General features: G+C 44.3%; 17 protein-coding genes. 6 read left to right on the top strand and 11 right to left on the bottom strand.

Going from position 1 to position 21,329, the window contains the following annotated elements:
• Positions 1-154: 154 nt before the first annotated feature.
• The 7 genes from FLA_RS17270 to FLA_RS17300 all read right to left on the bottom strand — a co-directional run bounded on the left by FLA_RS17270 (position 155) and on the right by FLA_RS17300 (position 11,827).
• Positions 155-1,609, bottom strand: coding sequence for a redoxin domain-containing protein (locus tag FLA_RS17270; RefSeq protein WP_076381421.1), 1,455 nt, complete (start codon positions 1,607-1,609; stop codon positions 155-157).
• A gap of 28 nt (positions 1,610-1,637) precedes the next feature.
• Positions 1,638-3,023: a RagB/SusD family nutrient uptake outer membrane protein gene (locus FLA_RS17275; protein ID WP_076381420.1), complete on the bottom strand. Its 1,386-nt coding sequence runs from the start codon at positions 3,021-3,023 to the stop codon at positions 1,638-1,640.
• Positions 3,024-3,035: 12 nt separating this feature from the next.
• A complete protein-coding gene (locus tag FLA_RS17280; RefSeq protein WP_231940459.1) occupies positions 3,036-6,293 on the bottom strand; it encodes a SusC/RagA family TonB-linked outer membrane protein in 3,258 nt (1,085 codons plus the stop codon).
• Between the two features lie 171 nt (positions 6,294-6,464).
• Positions 6,465-7,601, bottom strand: a complete 1,137-nt coding sequence (locus FLA_RS17285; protein ID WP_076381418.1) for a FecR family protein — start codon at positions 7,599-7,601, stop codon at positions 6,465-6,467.
• 91 nt (positions 7,602-7,692) lie between these two features.
• Complete coding sequence (locus FLA_RS17290; RefSeq protein WP_076381417.1) at positions 7,693-8,319, bottom strand: RNA polymerase sigma factor; 627 nt, start codon at positions 8,317-8,319, stop codon at positions 7,693-7,695.
• 98 nt (positions 8,320-8,417) lie between these two features.
• The gene (locus FLA_RS17295) at positions 8,418-10,379 is read right to left on the bottom strand and encodes a PAS domain-containing sensor histidine kinase (RefSeq protein ID WP_076381416.1); all 1,962 of its coding nucleotides are present in this window, start codon (positions 10,377-10,379) and stop codon (positions 8,418-8,420) included.
• 179 nt (positions 10,380-10,558) lie between these two features.
• On the bottom strand, positions 10,559-11,827 hold the full coding sequence (locus tag FLA_RS17300; RefSeq protein WP_076381584.1) for a sensor histidine kinase: 1,269 nt from the start codon (positions 11,825-11,827) through the stop codon (positions 10,559-10,561).
• Positions 11,828-12,144: 317 nt separating this feature from the next.
• Between FLA_RS17300 and FLA_RS17305 the strand changes: the two genes are divergently transcribed.
• From FLA_RS17305 to FLA_RS17320, 4 genes are all read left to right on the top strand, one after another.
• Positions 12,145-12,570, top strand: a complete 426-nt coding sequence (locus tag FLA_RS17305; RefSeq protein ID WP_076381415.1) for a hypothetical protein — start codon at positions 12,145-12,147, stop codon at positions 12,568-12,570.
• Between the two features lie 153 nt (positions 12,571-12,723).
• A complete protein-coding gene (locus FLA_RS17310; protein ID WP_076381414.1) occupies positions 12,724-13,044 on the top strand; it encodes an ArsR/SmtB family transcription factor in 321 nt (106 codons plus the stop codon).
• Position 13,045: 1 nt separating this feature from the next.
• A complete protein-coding gene (locus FLA_RS17315; RefSeq protein WP_076381413.1) occupies positions 13,046-13,510 on the top strand; it encodes an SRPBCC family protein in 465 nt (154 codons plus the stop codon).
• 11 nt (positions 13,511-13,521) lie between these two features.
• Positions 13,522-14,115: a YdeI/OmpD-associated family protein gene (locus tag FLA_RS17320; protein WP_076381412.1), complete on the top strand. Its 594-nt coding sequence runs from the start codon at positions 13,522-13,524 to the stop codon at positions 14,113-14,115.
• 90 nt (positions 14,116-14,205) lie between these two features.
• Here the strand turns inward: FLA_RS17320 and FLA_RS17325 are convergent, their stop codons facing one another.
• Positions 14,206-14,583 carry a VOC family protein gene (locus FLA_RS17325; RefSeq protein WP_076381411.1) on the bottom strand — a complete coding sequence of 126 codons (378 nt, stop codon included), beginning with the start codon at positions 14,581-14,583 and terminating at the stop codon, positions 14,206-14,208.
• Positions 14,584-14,759: 176 nt separating this feature from the next.
• On the opposite strand from FLA_RS17325, the gene FLA_RS17330 reads away from it, so the two are divergent.
• Positions 14,760-15,104: a hypothetical protein gene (locus FLA_RS17330; protein WP_076381410.1), complete on the top strand. Its 345-nt coding sequence runs from the start codon at positions 14,760-14,762 to the stop codon at positions 15,102-15,104.
• Between the two features lie 53 nt (positions 15,105-15,157).
• On the top strand, positions 15,158-17,329 hold the full coding sequence (locus FLA_RS17335) for a TonB-dependent receptor (protein WP_076381583.1): 2,172 nt from the start codon (positions 15,158-15,160) through the stop codon (positions 17,327-17,329).
• Between the two features lie 64 nt (positions 17,330-17,393).
• Here FLA_RS17335 and FLA_RS17340 read toward each other — a convergent pair whose 3' ends face one another.
• The 3 genes from FLA_RS17340 to ppsA all read right to left on the bottom strand — a co-directional run bounded on the left by FLA_RS17340 (position 17,394) and on the right by ppsA (position 21,194).
• Positions 17,394-17,999, bottom strand: coding sequence for an FMN-binding negative transcriptional regulator (locus FLA_RS17340; RefSeq protein WP_076381409.1), 606 nt, complete (start codon positions 17,997-17,999; stop codon positions 17,394-17,396).
• Between the two features lie 67 nt (positions 18,000-18,066).
• The gene (locus tag FLA_RS17345) at positions 18,067-18,615 is read right to left on the bottom strand and encodes a dihydrofolate reductase family protein (RefSeq protein ID WP_076381408.1); all 549 of its coding nucleotides are present in this window, start codon (positions 18,613-18,615) and stop codon (positions 18,067-18,069) included.
• A gap of 110 nt (positions 18,616-18,725) precedes the next feature.
• A complete protein-coding gene (ppsA, locus tag FLA_RS17350; protein ID WP_076381407.1) occupies positions 18,726-21,194 on the bottom strand; it encodes a phosphoenolpyruvate synthase in 2,469 nt (822 codons plus the stop codon).
• Positions 21,195-21,329 lie beyond the last annotated feature (135 nt).

A 21,329-nucleotide genomic window follows, 5' to 3' on the forward strand; every position in this document is an offset into this window, starting at 1 on the left:
GAACCCGACCAGCCTGCAACTGATAACGGGCCAAAGGGACAAATTCACACCCGAACAGGCCTATAGCCGGCTGAATGGACGGCCAATAAAAACAAAAAGGCAAACAGTAAAATACTGCTTGCCTTATACTATTGGTAAAAGGGGAATACGAATCTTATCCTTTCTGCGCCAGTTCTATCATAGCGCTCACCTCTTCTACAGCGGCGTCTTCGCCTTCTGAGAAACCCGTGAAACGGAAACGGATATCGCCGTTTTTGTCTACAATAAACTTGGTGGGAATACCAGACACTTTATAACTGGTTACTACTTCGTTAACACCTTTGGCATTTTTCAGATCCATCAATACCTCGAAAGGATATTTATTGTCTGTAATATATGCTTTGGCGCTGGCGGTAGCGTTTTCTTCTTTTTCCCATGTGTGTATAAACAGGAATTGCACATCGGAGTTGCTGCCGTATTTAGCTTGTGCCAGCTTCATGGCAGGGAAAGAACGTTTGCAGGGACCGCACCAGGTAGCCCAGAAATCCACTACCACTGTTTTGCCTTTGTAATCGGCCAATGATACAGTTTTACCATTCACATCTTTCAGTGTAAACAAAGGAGCCGTTTCTTTAATCATCTGCTTCGCCAGGTCTTTCCTGATCTTTGCGGCCAGTTGTTTATTTACGGTTGCCATGTACTCATCGTAACCGGCGTCAGAGCCTTTTACTTTGGCATACAGGCGCTTTAACGTGGCTTTCATTTCACCGGTAGCCTGCCCTTCTTTAACAGACTCGTCAATGACATCAAAAGCTTCGTTGTTCTTTCCCAGCTTTTCCAGCACCTGCACATAGGCAGAATTGGTAGCAGCGCTCACTGTTTTAGAACTGTCATGCGCCTCTTTCAAAATAGGTAAAGCTTCTTCATAACGTTTCTGATCAACATACACACTTGCCAGTTGTGTGCTATAGCCCCTGAAGCCCATAGCGGCAAAGCCTGCACCGGGTTCATTACGTTTAGTGGTAAGATATTCATACGAAATGGCTCTTGCCTTCTTATACAAATCGGCTGCTTCTGCCAGGTGCCCTTTTTTACGCAGTGCCTGAGCGGCAGAAGCGTACCCTTCCCCTCTCCACGGGCCGGTTTCAATCTGACCAGCGTAATACACCGCCTTCTCTACGTTATCCTCATTGGCATAAGCAGTAGATACAGAGTTGCGCGCATAGTCATATACAATACGATCGCTGCCCAGCTTTTCAGGAGGATATTTGCTGATCCAGGCTTTAAACATTTCCTCCTTCTTTACCGGGTCTTTTTCATTGTAGATAGGTTCTACTTCTGAATCTCTTACCACCTGGCCTAACGGAAATTTTACCCTGTCGGCTTTGGTGATAGAATCGGACACGTTTATTTCATTCAACTGGTAAAAGAAGCGGCGGGCAGTAAGCCAATCATCTTCCTTATCGCTTTTCAGCAATTGGTATAAGGTATTTTTCAGCAAAGCCTTATCCTTTTCATCGGAGCTTTTGGCCAGGCGTGTATAATATTGGATAGTGCTATCTGTATTCTGTGCCCATCCCTGGTACAGGCTGCCAGCCAGCAAAACCGTAAGCATCACTTTAGTGCGCATGTTATAGGTTTAAATGTTTTTCAGATCCTTATTTATAGCCGTCGTTATCCAGCAGGTTAATATTCGCGCTTCTTGAACTTAATGGAATAGGGTATAACACCTGGAAATCTTTCCAGGATGGTTTTAACCCTTTTAATACAGATGCCTGGTTCAGGCGCTTCAGGTTTAACCACCTGTCTCCTGATTCCATAAACAACTCTACCCATCTTTCATGCGTAAGCGCTGCCAGTACTTCGGCTTTGGTTTGTGCTGTTGTACCGGTTAAACCTGCACGGTTGCGAACTACATCTACATCCTCTTTGGCTCCTGTTACATTATCCTGGTTTGCCCTGGCTTCTGCCCTTATCAGGTATTGCTCGCCCAGGCGCAGCATAATAGGATATTCTTTGCCGGTGGTGGTAGCAGCTACTTTGTATTTATAAGGATAATAGAAGGTGCCATTAGCATTGCTAAGAGAAGCAACCCAGTTGGTTTTACGCTGGTCACCTGTTTCAAAGGCATTTACCAGGGTATCGTACAATACAAATTTGGGCGTAGTGCCTGTTGGCAGGTATTCCGAACCAAAGATAGTTTGTGGTGTGGTAGTGCTGGCCAGTGATATTTGCCAGATGGTTTCGTTACTGTTATTTAAAAACACGGTAGACAGGTCTTGCACCAGGCTATAGGTACCACTGCTGATAACAGTGGTGGCTTCCGCTTCGGCCTCAGCCCATTTACCCATATAGAAATACACCCTGGCTAACATAGCGCTTACTACATATTTGTTGGCTCTGGCCCTTTCTGTAGAAGGATAATTGGTATTCAACAGTGCTTTGGCATCTGTAAGGTCCTGCAAAATCAGAGTATACACGTCTGCTGCAGCTGAGCGTGGCAATAACGAGCCGGTGATAGCATCTGTATTCAGGTATAAAGGCACGCCACCATAGTAACTTACCAGGTAAAAATACATCCATGCCCTTACAAACTTGGCCTCACCCAGCAGCTGACTTTTTAATGTAGTGGACAAAGGTGCATCCGGCAGAGCTACGATAGCTCCATTAGCTCTGGCTATACGCTGATACAAACCCGACCATAACACGTTGGCGGTGTTACCAGCTGCGAGGGTGTTTGTTTGATAATCAGTAAAATTGCCACTACCATAATAATAACCCTCATCGGCACTCATAGCACCATACGTGGTAACACCCCATCCGCATGTATTGGCCAGTGTGCCTGTTTGGTTACTGGCAGCCATGCGTGAATACATATTCACAATAGCAGAGGTAGCTGTAGCAGAATCAGTAAAAACTACGTTTGTTTCTAATGCATCGGGGGGCGTATCCAGTGTAACATATTTTTTACAGGAGGTAGCACCCATTAACAATGCAGAACCTGTTAAGGCAGTGAAAGCGTATTTGTATATATTCAATTTCATTGGTAGTAAAAATTAAAAGGTTACATTAATACCTGTGGTAAGCATGCGCAGCGGAGGCATGGAAGTGCCGGTTTCCGGATCAAATGCATACTTGTTTTTAGTAGCCGTCCACAGGTTTTGTCCCTGTAAGTAAATCCTGAAATTGTCTATTTTCATTTTCTTCAATACCTCACGAGGTAAGTTGTAAGCCAGGTATACAGTTCTCAATTTCAGGAAAGAAGCATCACCCCAGCTGGCAGAAGAGCTGCCATAATAAGCGTAAGCACCAGTATAATTACCACCAGTGGTATATCGTGGCTTGCTGGCATTATCACCTGCTTTAGTCCATACATTATCTAACCAATAAGCTGTCTGATTACCATTATCCAGGTTGCCTGGTGAAGTATTAGGATAGATATTACCATCCTGTTTAGTAAACTGGAAGAAGAAGCTCAGCTCAATACCTTTATAATTGAAAGTATTGTTGATACCACCGTACATTTTAGGTGCAGTATAACCAATAACACCCCTGTCAGAACTGTAGTTAGGAGTAAAGGTGAGTGTGTCTTTAGTCATATTCTTATACACCGGGTTGCCGGTTGCTTTATCTACACCCTGGTATATATAACGCAATACAGCACTCAACGGCTGACCCAGTGTTTGGGGGTTATAATAGAAATACTGTGGGCTTGCAGTAATCAGCCTGGTTCTGGGTATAGTAATATTAAAAGAAGTATTCCAGGTAAAATCTTTTTTGGCGATATTATGTGTAGTCAGTTCTACCTCAAAACCTCTGTTTTGAATCAACGCATCAAAGTTGGCTACCGTAGAGTTAAATCCAACCTGTGACGACAGGTTGATATAGCCCAGCTGATCCGGTGTTCTGTTGCGATAGTAATTGGCCGTTAATTCAATTCTCTTTTTCAGGAAAGCCAGGTCTAAACCAAACTCCATTTTATAGGTGCTTTGCCAATGCAAATTCGGATTATCTATCCTGGAAGGGTTCAAAGCAGGAACGCCCTGATAAGCAGTACCTGCGCCATAAGTAGCTGCAAAAGAATAATCTGCAATCTGGTCGTTACCGGTTTTACCATAGCTCGCGCGCAGCTTACCAAAAGACAGGAATTTCAGCGATTGAGCAAAAGATTCGTTGGTAAACACCCAGGCAGCACCCAAATCCCAGAAGGTTCCAAACTTGTTGTTGGCACCAAAACGGGAAGAGCCATCACGCCTTAACACTGCATTCAGGATATATTTACCATCCCAATTATAGGTAGCACGACCAAACAGAGAGTTGTAGCGATACTGCACATAGCTGGTGCTGGGTGTACTGAATGTACCCGCACTGGCATAAGAACCCATTAAAGCCAGGGAACTATAGTTGTCGCCATTTAATTTAAGCGATGTGTTCTGTGAGTTATGGAAAGTAGCACCTACTAAAGTAGACAACTTACCCAGCGAGATATTTCTATTATAAGTAATCTGCGGCTCTACTATATAAGAACGCTGATTTATATAAGCAAAAAGAGAGGAATTGGTTAAGGTAGCGCCGGCAAATGGATTTTTGGCCACACCAGGCGTACGTGTATTCTGATCCAGACTTACCGAATTATACCCTACACTGGTTTTGATATCCAAACCAGGTAATACCGTATAACGCAACATTACATTGGTAAGCAAGTTGTGTGTTTTGCCATAATAACCTATTAACTGGTAAGCCGCCGGGTTGTTTAAATAATAGCTCTGCCAGAAATAAGTACCATCTGCATTTTTAACAGGCATGTTCGGCGGCAGGTTATATAAAGTACTAAGGTCGTTGCCAAGCAGGTTAGTGTTATCGTAAGAATATAGAACAGATGCATTCGCATTAAAACGCTTGTCCAGCGAGCTGTGATCTACATTTAAACGCGTAGAGATCCTGTCCGATTTATACGATCCCGGGAAAACAGGGGTTTCGTGATGATACCCTGCGTTCAGCAAAAAGCGGGTGCGCTGGTCGCCACCGGAAATAGTGGCTTGCGCATCGCTGGTACCGGCGGTACCGCCCATTAGCGTTCTTTGCCAGTCGGTATATGCATTCTGATCCCAGGTTACCAGGTCCGGTGCATTCGCAGCAGTAGGTGTAATGCCGTCATTGGCAAAAGCCTGCTTACGCATAGCGAGGTACTGCTGCGTATTCATCATAGGAATATAATGCGCTACCTTACCCCAGCCGCGGTATAATTTCACATCTACTTTGGTTTTACCGGCTTTACCTTTTTTGGTAGTGATCATTACCACACCATTCGAGCCACGGGTACCGTAAATAGCCGTAGCATCCGCATCTTTCAAAATGTCTATTCTTTCAATGTCTTCCGGATTAATCATAGAAAACGGGCTTAAACCGCCTGCAGCAGCAAAAGCACCGCGGCTGTTTAAATCGTTGGAAACCGGGAAACTGTTATCGTTCATGTTAAAAGGCACACCATCAATCAGGAACAAAGGCTGTACGCCTGCACCGGTAGGATCAATAGAGTTTTGACCACGTATCTGTATAGTAACACGGCTGCCTGGCAAACCATTGGCTTGTGTAATTACTGCACCTGCAACACGTCCCTGTAAAGCATTCAGCGGGTTTTGTACGGGTTGCTTTTTAATATCTTCAGCGGTAATAGAAGCAATAGAAGCAGTGGCCTCGCGCCTTACCGAAGAACCATAACCAATCATTACCACTTCATCCAGGCTGCTTACAACCGTTTTCATTACAAAAGCCAGTTCCGTTCTGCCTTGTAGCTTTATTTCCAGTTGCTCCATATTCAAACTGGAAAACACCAGGATAGCGTCCTTGTCAATGTTTGTTAACTCAAATTCACCATTTGCACCGCTGATGCCTACTACCTTACCATCTTTCACTTTAATGGTAACACCGGCAACAGGTTCCCCATTTTCATTGGTGATACGGCCCCGCACCAATGGAGGTGCCGCCTGCAAAGCGTTAGCAGAAGATTCAGGGTTGTCGGCTTTGGGAGAAATGATCACATATTTATTATTGATCTTAAAACCCAATGGCTGTTTGCTTAACACAGCCTGCACAGCAGCTTCTACCGATACATTATTGATACTAATGCTTACCGGGTGCGCTGTTTGTAATAATTTTTTGCCATAAATAAAACTATAACCACTTTGTTTTTCAATTTCCGCGAACACTTTGTCCAGTGTTGCGTTATTAAATTTCAGCGAAACCTGCTGTGAATAAGTGCGGGCACTTACCTGCAACATGGTAGCCAGTAGTAAAACAGTCGTCAGCTTCATCACTATCAGTAGTTTACGTTTGGGGCACGGCGCGTCCTTGCCGTTTGAGAAAATCAGCATAGCTTTGGGCTTGTGTTTAGGTGATTAATTACGATTCCAGTCTATTTATTCATCTTATTCCGCCGGTAAGCGCTTCCAACACTTACCGGCTTCTTTTATCCCACGTTTTATTTATTTAGATACGGTAATAACCTTTCCTTCTATTTCAAAATGTACCTGGTTAGTTGCTTCCAGCAGCAACAGCAATTCCGATACAGGCACATTCCGCTGAATTCTCGCTACAAACTCCTCCGATATATCATCTTTATACCTGATCTCTGCTCCATACCATCTTGCCACCTGGCTCATAATCGTTTCTATGTTAGCACCATTAAACCGGAATTCTCCTTCTTTCCAACCCACAGTTTCGTTAATGTCCGGTGTAGTGTTCAACGCCATCCCATTGGCTTCTTCACCTGGTTTCAGCACCAGGTCTTTTCCACTACCCGATACTTTTACACTGCCTTGTATCAGGGTGGTTTTTACCTTTCCTTCACCGGCATAGCTGTTTACGTTAAAACGTGTACCCAACACCCGGATAGTTTCTCCTTTTACATGCACCAGAAAAGGTTTGCCCCTGCTCTCTGCCACCTCGAAATAAGCCTGCCCCATAACTTCCACCTCCCGTGTTTTGCCTGTAAAAGCGGTTGGAAAATGAATGCCCGAATTCGCATCCAGCCATACCCGGGTACCGTCTGATAACTTCAAGGCTATTTTACCGGCTACCGGTGTATGAATATCCTGGTAAACAGCCGTGCCATTTCCATTGAAAGAAAGCACTCCCTGCTCGTTATGCACCGTTCCACCATTACCCATGGCTATCAGGCCCGTATGTGCACCGTCCAGCACAAGGGTACTTCCATCCGGCAGCGTTAAAATCGCTTTATCTCCACCCGGCATCAGATCGTTCTTATACCGTTGCCTTGCCAGCTGGGTTTGCCCGCTTTTTTGCTCCCAGAACAGGTATCCCATACCTGAAAGCGCCAGCACCACCACGGCTGCTGCCACATATTTCCACCACCGCAAACGCACCACTTTTGGCTGCGCCTGCATATTATTCAATAGCCAGGCATCTATCTGCGTTTTCACATTCGCTTCGGCTGCTGTTACACTTCCTTCATAGTCACGCATCATCTCTTCCTGCACACGCGCTTCTCCCTCAGCCGATTCCAGGCTGTTCAGTAGTTCTTTGCGCTGTTCGTCAGTCAGCTCGCCTGTTAACCAGGCGTCAAAGGCCTTATTTACCTCTTGTTGCTTCTCTGTACTCATAATGATTCAATTCTATAGACGCATACAATTGCTTCCCGGACGGGTGCATGTGAAAAAAAATCTAAAGTTTTTTTAGAAAGGGGGAAAAGGGCTATTGGCGGGCAGCATACAACTCCCAGCCAGCAATCAATAAATACAATAAAACGTGGTCACCACCACTGGTGGCCAGGTGCACCCGCACCGTATTTAACCCCGCTACAATATGGCTTTTGACAGTAGAATTGCTCACATTCAGTTTTTGGGCAATTTCCTGGTTCGACAGCCCTTCAATACGGCTAAGGCGAAACACCTCCTGCTGTTTGGGCGGCATATGATCAATCGCCTGGTGAATTAACCGCCAGGTTTCCTTGTATTCCAGTTCCAGTTCGGGCAAATTCCTGCTTTCAGCAAAATCTTCCTGCCCCCGGCCTACATCCACTGTTTCCAGCAGTTTTTTACGCATGGCCGAAAACACCTGGTTACGTCCCAGCACATAGATATAGGCCATCAGATCTTTAATTTCCAACAGCTTATCCCGGTGTTGCCATATTTTTAAGAAGATGTCCTGGGTAATTTCCTGGGCGGTTTCCGTTTGCTTGGTCAGGGCCAGAATATTACGGAAAACCCGTAGCCAATACAGGTCTACCAGCTGCTTAAAAGCAGTCTCGTCCCCTCCCGCCACCTGATGTAATAACGAAAATTGAGTTTCTCCCGTGATATGTACATTAAAATCAGTCACCCCGTGTAAAAAGATGTTGGTACAGACAGGTACATTGCCTATCTGCCAGAGGGTGAAGGTATAAAGAAATCAGTGATTTAGGCCGGCTCATTCCGCAGCTACAATGGTCCGGCGGGAAAAAATACACGGAAGGTGGCTCCCACCCCTTCCTCACCCGATGCAATAATAGAACCCTGATGACGCTCCATTATCTTTTTGCACAATGATAACCCCAGACCGGTGCCTTCATACACATCTTTAGGATGCAGCCGGGTAAAGGTTTCAAAAATCTTTACTGCATTTTTCTGCGCAAAGCCTATTCCATTATCCGTTAATACTATTTCTACACCATCCCTGCCTTCCTGTGTGCAGGCACAGCTTTCTATCTTTATTTCCAGCGGCACGCCCGCTTTCGCAAATTTGAGGGAGTTGGTCATTAAATTATAGAATAACTGAAGCACCAGCACCGGTGCCCCCCATACGGGCAATAACTGCCCATACTGTATAAAAGCCGCTTTCTCCTGCATTACCAGTTCCAGGTCTGTTTCTATATTCTTAATAATGCTACCTGTATTTAATACCCGGAAGGGCTCGCCGGCACTACCCAAAGTTGAATACGAAAGCACCCCTTCTATCATGTTAAACATGCGATTGCTGGCGCTGTGTATTTTATCCAGATATTTTCGTCCCTCTTCCGATAACCGGCTGCTGCTATCTGCCTCCAGCCTGCCTGCAAAAGTTTTGATCTTTCTCACCGGCTCCTTTAAATCATGCGAAGCCACATGTGCAAACTGCTGCAAATCGGTATTGGAACGCTGCAATTCCCGGGTTCTTTCCAGTACCAGTTGCTCCAGCCTGCTTTCTACTTCTTTCATATCAGTGATATCGCGGGTAGTACCCGCCACGGCTTCCACTTCTCCCCTTTCGTCGAACACAGGAGTAAAAATATAATCATATACCCGTCTTCCCTGCGTAGCGTGCGGAAACGAAACCTCGCCCCTTATGGCCTTCCTGGTAGCCACCACCTGGTCAATTTCTCTTTCATGCATTTCGGCGTGCCACGGCTCGTAGCCCAGGGCCAATAATCCCTGACCAATCGACTCGCTTTCCGTGCGCCCCCACATGTTCAGCAAAGCGGTATTTGCATAAATAAACTTATAATCAAGATTAAACACATAAATAAGATCGGGCGTGCTGTCTGTAACGGCATTGTACAATCTTTCGCGTGCATCCCTCTCTTTCATCGCACCTGTAAGCGCCTGCTCAGCAAGCCTGCGGCCGGTAATATTACTGGCCGAACCAAACCATTCTACCAGCTCTTGCTCCTCATTCAAAATAGGTACCGCCCTGGAAAATACCCATCCCTCTGCACCATCCGGCCCCAGCACCCTGTGTTCCAGCTCAAACACCATTTTATACTTAATCGCATGCGCAATAGCTTCCTGTACTTTAGCCACATCACCGGGGTGAATATATTTGTGCATCCACTCCCCATCGGGTTCTACTGTGTCCATCAAAAAGCCACGTCCATCCAGTCGGCGAACCTGGCTCCAGTCAGCACTCATCTGGTACACAATTTCAGAGGACACACTTACCAGTGCCCGAAAGCGTTTTTCACTTTCCTGTAAAACAACAATCTCTTTTTCATTTACTGCAGCCCGCTGTATATCCCCGACGCGTTCTGTTACCTCATAAGCATATATAATAATGTCGGGCAGCAATTGCCATTGATCAGTTACCGGCTGAAAAGAAAGGTTCAGATATTGTTCAACTCCTGTGGCAGAGGTGTAAGGAACTGCCGCCAGTTCAAAGCAGGTTTTACCACCAGCAAAAGCATGCTGTATCATTTCCGTGTTAACAAAAGCAGCAGGAAAAAGCAAGGATAGCGGCTGATGCAGCAACGGGTTGTCAGTAGCATGCAATAGCTGCCGGAAACGGTCATTTACCAGCTTCAGCTGCCATGTATAATCAACCACTGCAACAGCAGCAGGTATGTTCTTTATCAACTCCTTCGCACTTAACACTTCCAGCTTTCCCTGGTTATTTTCCGTTAAGTGGACGTTTACAAGAGGATCAGTCATCTGATTTCAATTAAACTTCATTGCCGGTGATATACAGCAAGGGGGCATACTATTATGCAGCAACAATAAACACACCAATTTGCCGGAAAAAATAATGGCAGACATACTTAGCAACAGCCACTGTACTAACTCACTGAATGCAAGCTGTTTAGAAATTTATTTCTTCCAAAAACGTGGCATCAGCATTTTGTTACCCCCTGCTTTTCTACAGGAAAGATCAAGGAAAATGTACATCCTGCGCCCTCTTCCGACTCCACAAGAATAGCGCCTTCATGGTTTCTTACAATCTTCTTGCATTGCGAAAGCCCGGTGCCCATGCCCGGGAAATGCTCGCCCGGATTCAGGCGAACAAACAGGTCAAAAACCGTTTCCTGATAGGCTTTGTTAATCCCTATACCATTGTCCTCTATACACACCCTGCAATAACTGCTATAGGCTGCATCAGGCTTATAATGCAATAACGCTTCTCCCTCCAGCAGTACAGAAGAAATTTTAATCACCGGTGCTTTACCTGGCAAGGAATAATTGAGTGCATTATCGAGGAAATGATAAAATAGCTGATTGAGTTGTGAGCCTACACCGGGAATGGTATGCAGGTAATCTGTATATACAACGGCTTTCAACTTTTCCATCTTGGGATGTAGCCTGGTTAAGGCATTTTGCACAGCAATGTTCAGGTCTACCGGCTTAAACACCTGCTCTGGCTGATGCAGCGCATTGTAATCTGTCAACTCCTTTATCATAGCCGAACACTGTTTGGCCAGGCTATTGATCCGCTCTGCCAGTTGCTGGGTTTTATCAGCAGCAATTGTCTTGCCCGATGCAATCATATCCGAATACAATTGCAGTTTACGCAAAGGCTCCTGTAAAGTATGCCTGCTCAAATGATCAAACTGTCGCAATTCATTCAGCGTATCGGCCAGTTCCTCTTTAGCCACCTGCAAGGCAGTGCCGCTGTTACGCAGCTGATCGCGGGAAAGTAAATGATAAGCAATTAAATCGGCAAACAACGTAAACATATCCACCATATTACCCGCCTTTAATGGCATTGGCCTGGCATCTAAAGCACACAGGGTACCAAAAAAAGTATTATCCTTTAGAATGATCGGTATAGATATATAGCTCTGAAAGCCATACATCCTGGGGGTATGATGCGCACAATAAGCTGCATCAGTGGCCACTTCATCAATCACCACCGGTTTAACGCTATCCCTTATTTCATTACAAATAGTGGTTTCTATACGCAGCTCCCCTCCGGGTTGTAATCCAAAATCAACTTCATCTTTTACTGCGCAGGCTATCCAGCGGTCATCCGTAACACGTGCTACCGCAGCAAAGCGCATCCCTGTTGTTTTACAAATCAGCTCCAGTATGGCAGGTACTATCTCCAGTTCCTGTATCCTGCGTACATCTTCTGCAAAGTGCGGTTCTAGTTGTTTGGTTATCATGGTTACATCAAAACTACCGTAATATCCCCTATTTCCCGTCAGATTATGCCCTTTACTACAGTTGCTTTTGCACATAGAAGTCAACCGTGCTTAGTTTGGCATCAACAGCGTTTCCCTTATCGCTAAAATGCTACCGCAAACCTGTATTGCCACACCACCGTACAGAAAGTGTACGCTTCCGTTACAAACATACTTTTATCCCTTACCCCTGCCAACACTGGCAATCAATCAGTTACAGCTAGCATTTCGGTTTGGCATTGCGTTGGACTTACTGTTACTGTAAACGCAAACACAACATCATTATAAAATTTACAATTATGAAAAAGTTTATCATCGCCGCCATCGCTATTATCGTTTTCACTGCCAACACTTTTGCAGCAGACACTAACGACAAAACACTCAGCCTGTTTAAAGCTGCCTACCCTAATGCCACCCATGTTCATTACAAAACACTGGGCGATCTGGTAAGTATTCATTTTATAGCAGACAATACTGCCATGGAAGCCTTTTACAACACGGATGGTGAACAAATAGCCATCAGCAAAGTAATCAGCTATCAGGCGCTGCCTTTAAAAGCGATCAACGCCTTACAGCGTAAATTCAGCCACTACACCACTACCGAAGTTATTGAAATGGACCATAGCACCGAAGGCGTATTCTATTATGTATCGCTGGTGAACAACAACCAGAAAGTGATTGCACAGGTAAGCCTGGAAGGCGCTGTGAGCATATTCAAAAAATAAGCATACAACAACTGAATTATCTCTTCAATAGTCTTCCTAATGGAAGGCTATTGTCATTTATAGCAGGTACAACATACCTCCCTGGAAAAATACCTTACAAAATTTTGCGTAGCCAAATAACTACACATATATTTGTAGCCAAATAGCTACACAATGAATTTACGACGCGACGTATTCCAGGCAATTGCCGATCCTACACGCAGGGCTATTATTATGTTGATAGCTTCGCAGGCTATGACTGCGGGTGCTATCGCTGCCAACTTCGACACAGCCCGGCCCACTATTTCTAAACATTTGCAAATACTAACCGAGTGCGAACTGCTGGAACCGGAACAAAATGGAAGAGAAATCTATTATCATTTAAACGCCACTAAAATGAAAGAGATAGCTGATTTTATTGAACCCTTCCGTCAAACCTGGGACGACCGGTTTAACAAACTGGAATCGATTATGAAAAACTATAAAAAAAAATAATATGGAAAGGAAAACACAAGTGCATGCCGAAGAAAGCAAACAGGAGCTAATCATTACCCGTGAATTTGACCTCCCCGTAGACCTGTTGTTTAAAGCCTATGAAGATGCTGAAATTGTTGCGCAATGGATGGGCACCAACGTATTGCAGCTGGAAAACAAAAAGCATGGCAGCTGGCGCTTTGAAACCACGTACGATGGCAAAGTGGTGTTTAGCGCCAATGGTGTCATACTCGACTTTGTGCCTAACCAAAAAATTACCCGCACCTTTGAAATGGAAAACAGTACTTTTCCGGCGCAGCTGGAGTTTTTTGAATTTGAAAAATTAACAGATGATACCAGCAAATTAACCATGCACATCATCTTTAAATCCATCGCATTCAGAAACCAGTTACTGCAAATGCCATTTGCGCAGGGACTTAACATGGCGCACGACCGCTTGCAACAAGTAGCTCATCAACTGAAATAATCTGTAGTCATATGAAACAGAATAGCCATCCTAAAGTAGAGCAGTTTTTATATAAGGCCACACAGTGGAAAGAAGAGATGACCTTATTAAGAGACATTGTGCTGGAAAACAAAGAGCTGACCGAAGATTATAAGTGGATGCACCCGTGCTATACCCTGGAAGATAAAAACGTGGTGCTGATACACGGGTTTAAAGAGTATTGCGCTTTACTGTTTCATAAAGGCGCTTTATTAAAAGACCCGGAAGGCCTGCTTATCCAGCAAACAGAGAATGTTCAAAGTGCACGCCAGCTACGTTTTACCACTCTGGCACAGATAAAAAAGCAACGGTCTGTTATTAAAGATTACATCAAAGAAGCCGTAGCCATTGAAAAAGCAGGCCTGAAAGTAACATTAAAGGAAACTGCTGAATACGAAGTACCGGAAGAGTTTCAGGAAAAACTGGATAACGATGCTGCCTTACAAAAAGCTTTTCAATCGCTAACGCCCGGCAGGCAACGCGGTTACCTGTATTATTTTTCACAGGCCAAACAATCTACAACAAGAGCATCCAGAATTGAGAAGTACCTGCCTAAAATTATGGAAGGGAAAGGAATGGATGATTAATTGGAAAGAGGACTATTTACTAATACGATTTTAGTTTGGGTCGCCTGTTTTTCAACCGGCGACCTTATTTTACTTCTTGAAACATAGGCCTTATACGGCTGGCTCCCACAATTCAATTTTGTTACCTTCCAGGTCAATGATATGTACAAACTTGCCGTAATCAAACGATTCAATTTTATCTACAATGGTTACCCCTTCCTGCTTTAATTGCTCCACCAACTCTACCAGGTTTTCTACCCGGTAATTGATCATAAACTCTTTAGCCGAAGGTTCAAAATATTTTGTTTTTTCATCAAACGGGCTCCATTGTGTCTGGCCCTTCTTCGTGCTGTCGTCTCCTTCATACCATTCAAAAGTGGCCCCGTAATCGTTGGTATTAAGTCCCAGGTGCTTTTGATACCATTCACGCACCGCCTTAGGATCTTTGCATTTGAAAAAGATACCGCCAATGCCCGTTACTTTTTTCATTTTTATCGTTTTTGGTGTAGATGTAATGGATTTAAATGCAAACCCCAGGCAAAAAGATGCTGAGGTTATCAGTATAAGTAAAACTGTTTTTTTCATGAAAACGTATTGCAGGTTTATGTATGAACTGCCTTAGCTAAATATAGTACTAAAGTATTGGATACAGTATATTTGCCCCCATGAAATGGCTGGCATTCCTTTTTGCATTATACCTCCTGGCTTTATCCGGCATTCCCTGTAGTGCGGATGATGGCTGTTGTATGGGTGAAAAAGACATAAGCGCTAACGCCCATTGCGAAAAAGAAAACGACACCGGGCACAATTACCCGGCCCCCTGCTCTCCTTTTTTCGCCTGCGGTGCCTGTCATGCAGTTACCTTACCTGCAACCGCCATTATGGAAGTTCCCTACCCCGTTATGGCTAGCGTCTTGCATCTGGCATATTATACCCCACAACAACTTCCCCAATTTACTGCCGTGATCTGGCAGCCGCCCCGGTGCTTATACAACTATACCATTCTTTAGCACCATTCCACCCATAGTGGAATATTTCTGTAATGATCAATTGTTATCTTTTCATGAAACACATAATAGTGATACTATCCTTGCTGTGCCTGGGTAATACCAGCATTGCACAAAATATATTTAAAGCCATTATTAAAGACGCCGGTTCCAGGCAACCCTTAGCAAAAGCATCTGCCATTATACCCACCGCAAAGTTGGAAGCCAGCGCCGATTCTGCGGGTGTTCTTATTATCACAGGTATACCCGATGGACTACACGCTATCACTTTTCGTTTTGTTGGTTATGCACCACTCACCCTTTCCTACTCTTTTCCGGGTGGTAGCGATACCGCCACTATACTACTGGAATCATCCAGCGAAGAAATGGAAGAAGTAGTGGTTTCAGCCACGCGTAGCTCACGTACACTACAGCAAATACCCACACGCGTAGAGGTGATTGCAAGAGAAGAACTGGATGAAAAGGGCAATATGAAGCCCGGCGATATACGCATGATGCTGAACGAAAGCACGGGCATACAAACCCAGCAGGTATCGGCTACTTCTGCCAATTCCAGCATTCGCATACAAGGATTGGATGGTCGTTATACACAAATACTACGGGATGGATTTCCGCTGTATTCCGGGTTTTCCGGCGGATTGGGGTTATTGCAAACACCACCGCTGGATTTAAAACAAGTAGAGGTGATAAAAGGCTCTTCTTCCACCTTATACGGTGGAGGTGCTATTGCCGGCCTGGTAAACCTGGTTTCCAAAACACCCACAGCAGAACGCGACCTTCGCTTCCTGGTAAATGGGACATCGGCAGGCGGACTGGACCTCAGCGGATTTTACGCTCAAAAGTTTGAAAAAGTGGGGGTAACCTTGTTTGCGTCCCGCAATACCAGCAAGGCTTACGATCCTTCCAGCACCGGCTTTACGGCCATCCCGCAAACAGAGCGATATACCTTAAACCCCAAACTGTTTATTTATTTCAGTCCTAAAACAAAGATGAATGCCGGCGTGAACACCACTTTTGAAAACCGCACCGGTGGTGATATCCAATACATAAAAGGCAATGGTGATGCTATTCATGCTTATTTTGAAAAGAATAAAAGCACCCGCCTATCTTCACAACTGGCAGTTGAACATGCTTTCAATGCCAACAATATACTCACGGTTAAAAACTCGGTGAGCCTGTTTAACAGAACCATTACCATACCTGGTTATGTGTTTGATGGCAAGCAACTGTCCAGCTATTCAGAACTGGCCTTCAACAGTAATCACGAAAAGGCCGACTGGGTTGCCGGTTTCAACTTTTACACAGATAAGTTCAGGGAATACCCCAAAGACGCTTTTACTAAAAGAAATTATGAACTCAATACCGGTGGCGCTTTTATTCAAAATACCTGGAAACCTACCCGCTGGTTACATACAGAAACAGGTATCAGAACGGACTATGTAACGGATTATGGATGGATATTTCTGCCCCGTTTGTCTGCGCTGTTTACCATAACACCTGCCCTCACCTCGCGTGTAGGTGGCGGGTTTGGCTATAAAACACCTACTATTTTTACAGAAGAAGCAGAACGTATACAGTTCAGGTATGTAATGCCCGTATCCATTGCCACTAATAAACTGGAAAAATCGCACGGGCTTAACTTCGACATCAACTATAAAACAGCTTTATCAGAAAACCTTCACCTCCACATTAACCAGTTGTTCTTCTATACCCGCATTAAAGATCCGTTGCAGCTTACCCAGGCACCAGGCGGCGAATACAGGCTTTTAAATGAGTCGGGAGGACATATAGACACCAAGGGCTGGGAAACCAATATAAAGCTCACCTACCAGGATATAAAGCTGTTAATTGGTTATACTTATACAGATGCACAATTAACGGCCAATGGCATCAAAAGTGTGAATCCGCTCACCGCTAAGCACCGGCTCAATAATGTGCTGATGTACGAAATAGAAGATAAATGGAAACTGGGGCTGGAAGGCTATTATTACGGATGGCAGACTTTACATGACGGCGCCGCCGGTAAACCTTACTGGATATTCGGGTTTATGGCAGAAAAGCTATGGGAACGGTTTTCGCTGTTTATCAATTTCGAAAACTTTACAGATGCCCGTCAAACAAAATTTGACTCCATTTACACAGGTAGTGTAAGCAATCCTGCTTTCAGAGATGTGTATGCGCCACTGGATGGCTTTGTAGTCAATGGAGGGCTGAAATTGCACTTATAAAAAAAACTGGTTTAGCAACAAAAAAGGAGAACGTAATTGTTCTCCTTTTTTGTTGTCCCGCGCTTTACAGTTCTCTGATATGTTTCGCAATAACATTTTCTACAGTATTGTCACTTTTCTCCAAGTGAGCTATTATTCGTTGTTTCTCCACTTCCGTTTTATTCTGAGACAGTTTCTTTTGCCCTTGCAGGTCAACCACTTCTATTTCAAAAGCTACAATCCCATTCATCATTCCCTGTTTAAACTTATCAGGAAGATGATTCCACTGCTGCCTATAAGCAGGTTCATAAAATGCAATCATCTGCTCCAACACACCTATTACCGCATTTTCTTCTGTAATAATCTTAGCCTTTCCATACGCATGCACAGCTATATAGTCCCATGTAGGAACACTCTCTATTTTATCGTAGTGTGTAGGTGATATATAAGCATGCGGTTCACTAAAAATAACCAATGAGGTATTTTCAGCTATATACTTTGCCTGTTCGTTGGCTACCGCAAAGTGTGAAGTCAATAATAGTTCGCCGGCATTGTACTTCACAGCAAAAGGAAGTTGCGTAGCTATAGGTAAATTACCCTTGTTGGTTACAATGGTAGCAAAGCTGTATTGCTTCATAAAAGCAACCATTTCTTCCCTGTTGGTAAATTGAAACTGATGTGGTGTGTACATACTACAAACTTACACGCACATGAGATTGCCCTTATAGACCAATTACAAGAAAACGGGTAGTCCATTTTTATCCCGGCAAATAAGTATTGATAGTAACCAGGTTTTCATGATTCACTGATTTAACCAGCACCAAAGGTTTTCTTGTTTTAAAAATGCTAAGACCATTGCCAAGCGCAACTGGCTTTACAAACAGATTATATTCATCTATCAGATTGTGCTCAATAAGGCTACTCACAAAAGTAGCGCCCCCATACACAATCATATCTTTACCTGCTTCTTGTTTAAGCGCTTGTACGGTAGCAACCAAATCACCATTGGCCATTTCTGCATTCCTACCCTGGATGGTAGTTTGTGTGCGACTAAACACAATTTTACGCATGCTTACCATTCGCTGGGCAAGTGGCTGCTCCCTGCCACCGGATTTGTCCAGTATATTCTCCCAGTGCTCGATAAAACCCTGGCTCATTTTGCGTCCCATCAAAATAGTATCACAGCTATCAGCCAAATCAATAACAGGCTGCTGACTTGCTCCATTAAAAATCCAGTCCGACTCTCCGGCTGGCCCGGCCACAAAACCATCAATACTGATGTGTACTTGTAATTTTAATTTTCTCATACTTTAAAGTTCGATGAAACACCTGATAAGCACAGGGTGCAGAAACGACAGATTGCAGGGTATTTGTGCCATTAACAATCAACCCGCTATGGAAGCGGGTTGATTGTTTTTTATTGAAAAATCAGTTGCTTATCTGCCACAGGCTCCGGCTGTGCTACACCCAACTTCATTTCTATTTCGTGAATTGCTTTTATAGTTTTTAAAATAGAATCCGGTGTTACCGAAATAGAGTCTATTCCGTTTTCTACCAGGAACTGTGCAAAGTCCGGATGATCAGAAGGCCCCTGCCCGCATATTCCCACTTTTACCTGATGTTGTTTAGCCGTGCGGATAAGATGCGTGATCATTTTCTTAACTGCATGGTTTCTCTCATCGTAAATATCCGCCACCAGCGCCGAATCCCTGTCCAGCCCCAGGGTCAGCTGCGTGAGATCGTTGCTGCCTATGGAAAAGCCATCAATCAGCGGTGCAAACTCATCTGCCAGGATGATATTGGAAGGCACTTCTGCCATCAGGTATATTTCCAAACCATCTACGCCCCTTTCCAGGCCAAATTCCTGCATAGTATGCTGTACTTTATGCAGCTCGCTTACTGTTCGGCAAAAAGGGATCATCACCACTACGTTCTTAAAACCCATCACTTCCCGTACCCACTTAATAGCTTTACACTCCAGTGCAAAAGCAGGTTTGAAAGCATCGGAATAATAGCGGGATGCTCCCCGCCAGCCGATCATGGGGTTTTCCTCTGCCGGTTCAAAATACTTGCCACCGGGCAGATTGTAATACTCATTGCTTTTAAAATCGGAAAAGCGAACAATTACCTTATGCGGATAAAAAGCGGCTGCAATACGTGCAATACCAAAAGCCAGCTTCTGAACAAAGTAATCTTCTTCATCCTTAAAGCCTTTAATCATCGCGGCTATAGACTTTGACAACTCTGCATCGTTCAGTTGCCTGTGATGCAATAAGGCCAACGGATGCGCCTGGATATAGTTATTAATAATAAACTCTTCCCGCGCCAATCCAACCCCTTTATTGGGTAAATGGGCAAATTGAAAGGCCATACCGGGAGTGCCTACATTCAACATCAACGGTGTTTGTATAACAGGCAAATCATCCAGCGAGGTGGTGGTTACAGTGTATTCCAGCTCGCCGTTATACACCAGCCCCAACTCCCCTTCCGCACAACTCACCGTTACCGTTTGTTCATCATTCAGTACTTCTGTGGCATTGCCACAGCCCACAATAGCAGGCACGCCCATTTCACGCGCTACAATAGCTGCATGACAAGTGCGGCCACCTTTGTTGGTAATAATAGCACCGGCTATTTTCATAATAGGCTCCCAATCCGGATCGGTCATATCGGTTACCAGTATTTCACCGGGTTTAAAATCAAAACCTTCCAACCGCTTGTCCAGCGAGTGCATAATATGCACTTTGCCTGCTGCAATTTTATCGCCTACAGATATGCCTTTACAAACAATATTGCTACTGCGTTTTTCATCGGTAATGAAATACTCTGTAAAATCATTATTCTTTTTGCGGGAATGTATGGTTTCAGGCCTTGCCTGCACTATAAACAACTGTTTGCTTAAACCGTCCAGTGCCCATTCCACATCCATCGGGCACCAATGGTTTTTCAAGGTAGAGTAATAGGTTTCAATGGTACACACCCATTTACTTAGCTGAAGTATCTGCTCTTCGGAAAGACAAAACTGGTGTTGTGAAGATTTATCTACCGGTATAATACGCACCCTTGCATCAGGACCATCACCGTATACCATCATCTTATCCTTCTGCCCCATTTTCTTTTCTACAATAGCGGCATATCCTTCATGCAGCAAGGGCTTGAAAGTAATAAACTCGTCAGGCGATACGCTTCCCTGCACAATCATCTCCCCTAATCCCCACGAACCATTGATCACCACCACATCTTTAAAACCCGATTCTGTATCCAGTGAAAAAGCCACACCACTCGCTCCCAGGTCGGAACGCACCATTTTTTGAATACATACCGATAATCCTACCTGGAAATGATCGTATCCAAAACGCTGACGATAGCTGATAGCCCTGTCGGTAAACAAAGAAGCAAAACAGTTACGGACAGAATCAATCAAAGCGGCCGGACCTCTCACATTTAAATAGGTTTCCTGCTGACCGGCAAAACTGGCGTCTGGTAAATCTTCTGCCGTGGCCGACGACCGAACAGCTACATCGGTAACGGCTTGTTCATAGGTGGCGCTTAAAGCATAATAAGCTTCAATAATAGCTTCGCTAAGGTCTTTCGGAAATTTACTATTGCGTATCAGCTGTCTTATCTGCAACCCTCCGCGACGTAAAGATTCCAGGTTATCGCAATCGATGTTACCGGCAATTTCCCGGATCACTTCATCCAGGTTGTTAAAGCGGATAAACTGGTAATAAGCATCTACCGTTATAACAAACCCCTGCGGTATCTGAATGCCCAGTCCGGAAAGGTTCCGCAGCATTTCTCCCAAAGAAGCATTCTTCCCTCCCACTGTGGCAATGTCGTTAATGCCCACATCCTTCAATTGTGTAATAAAATTTAGCGCTGGCATAGCAAATCGTTTAGAACACAAAGCTCTTTGATCCTTTGAATTTATCAAATACGCCAAGCCAGCCTATTAACAACTGTTTAATAAAAATGCCTAAAAATTACGCTGAAATTATTTTTTATCGTCACCTCATTGCGA

This window comes from Filimonas lacunae, from assembly GCF_002355595.1.
Lineage (GTDB): Bacteria > Bacteroidota > Bacteroidia > Chitinophagales > Chitinophagaceae > Filimonas > Filimonas lacunae.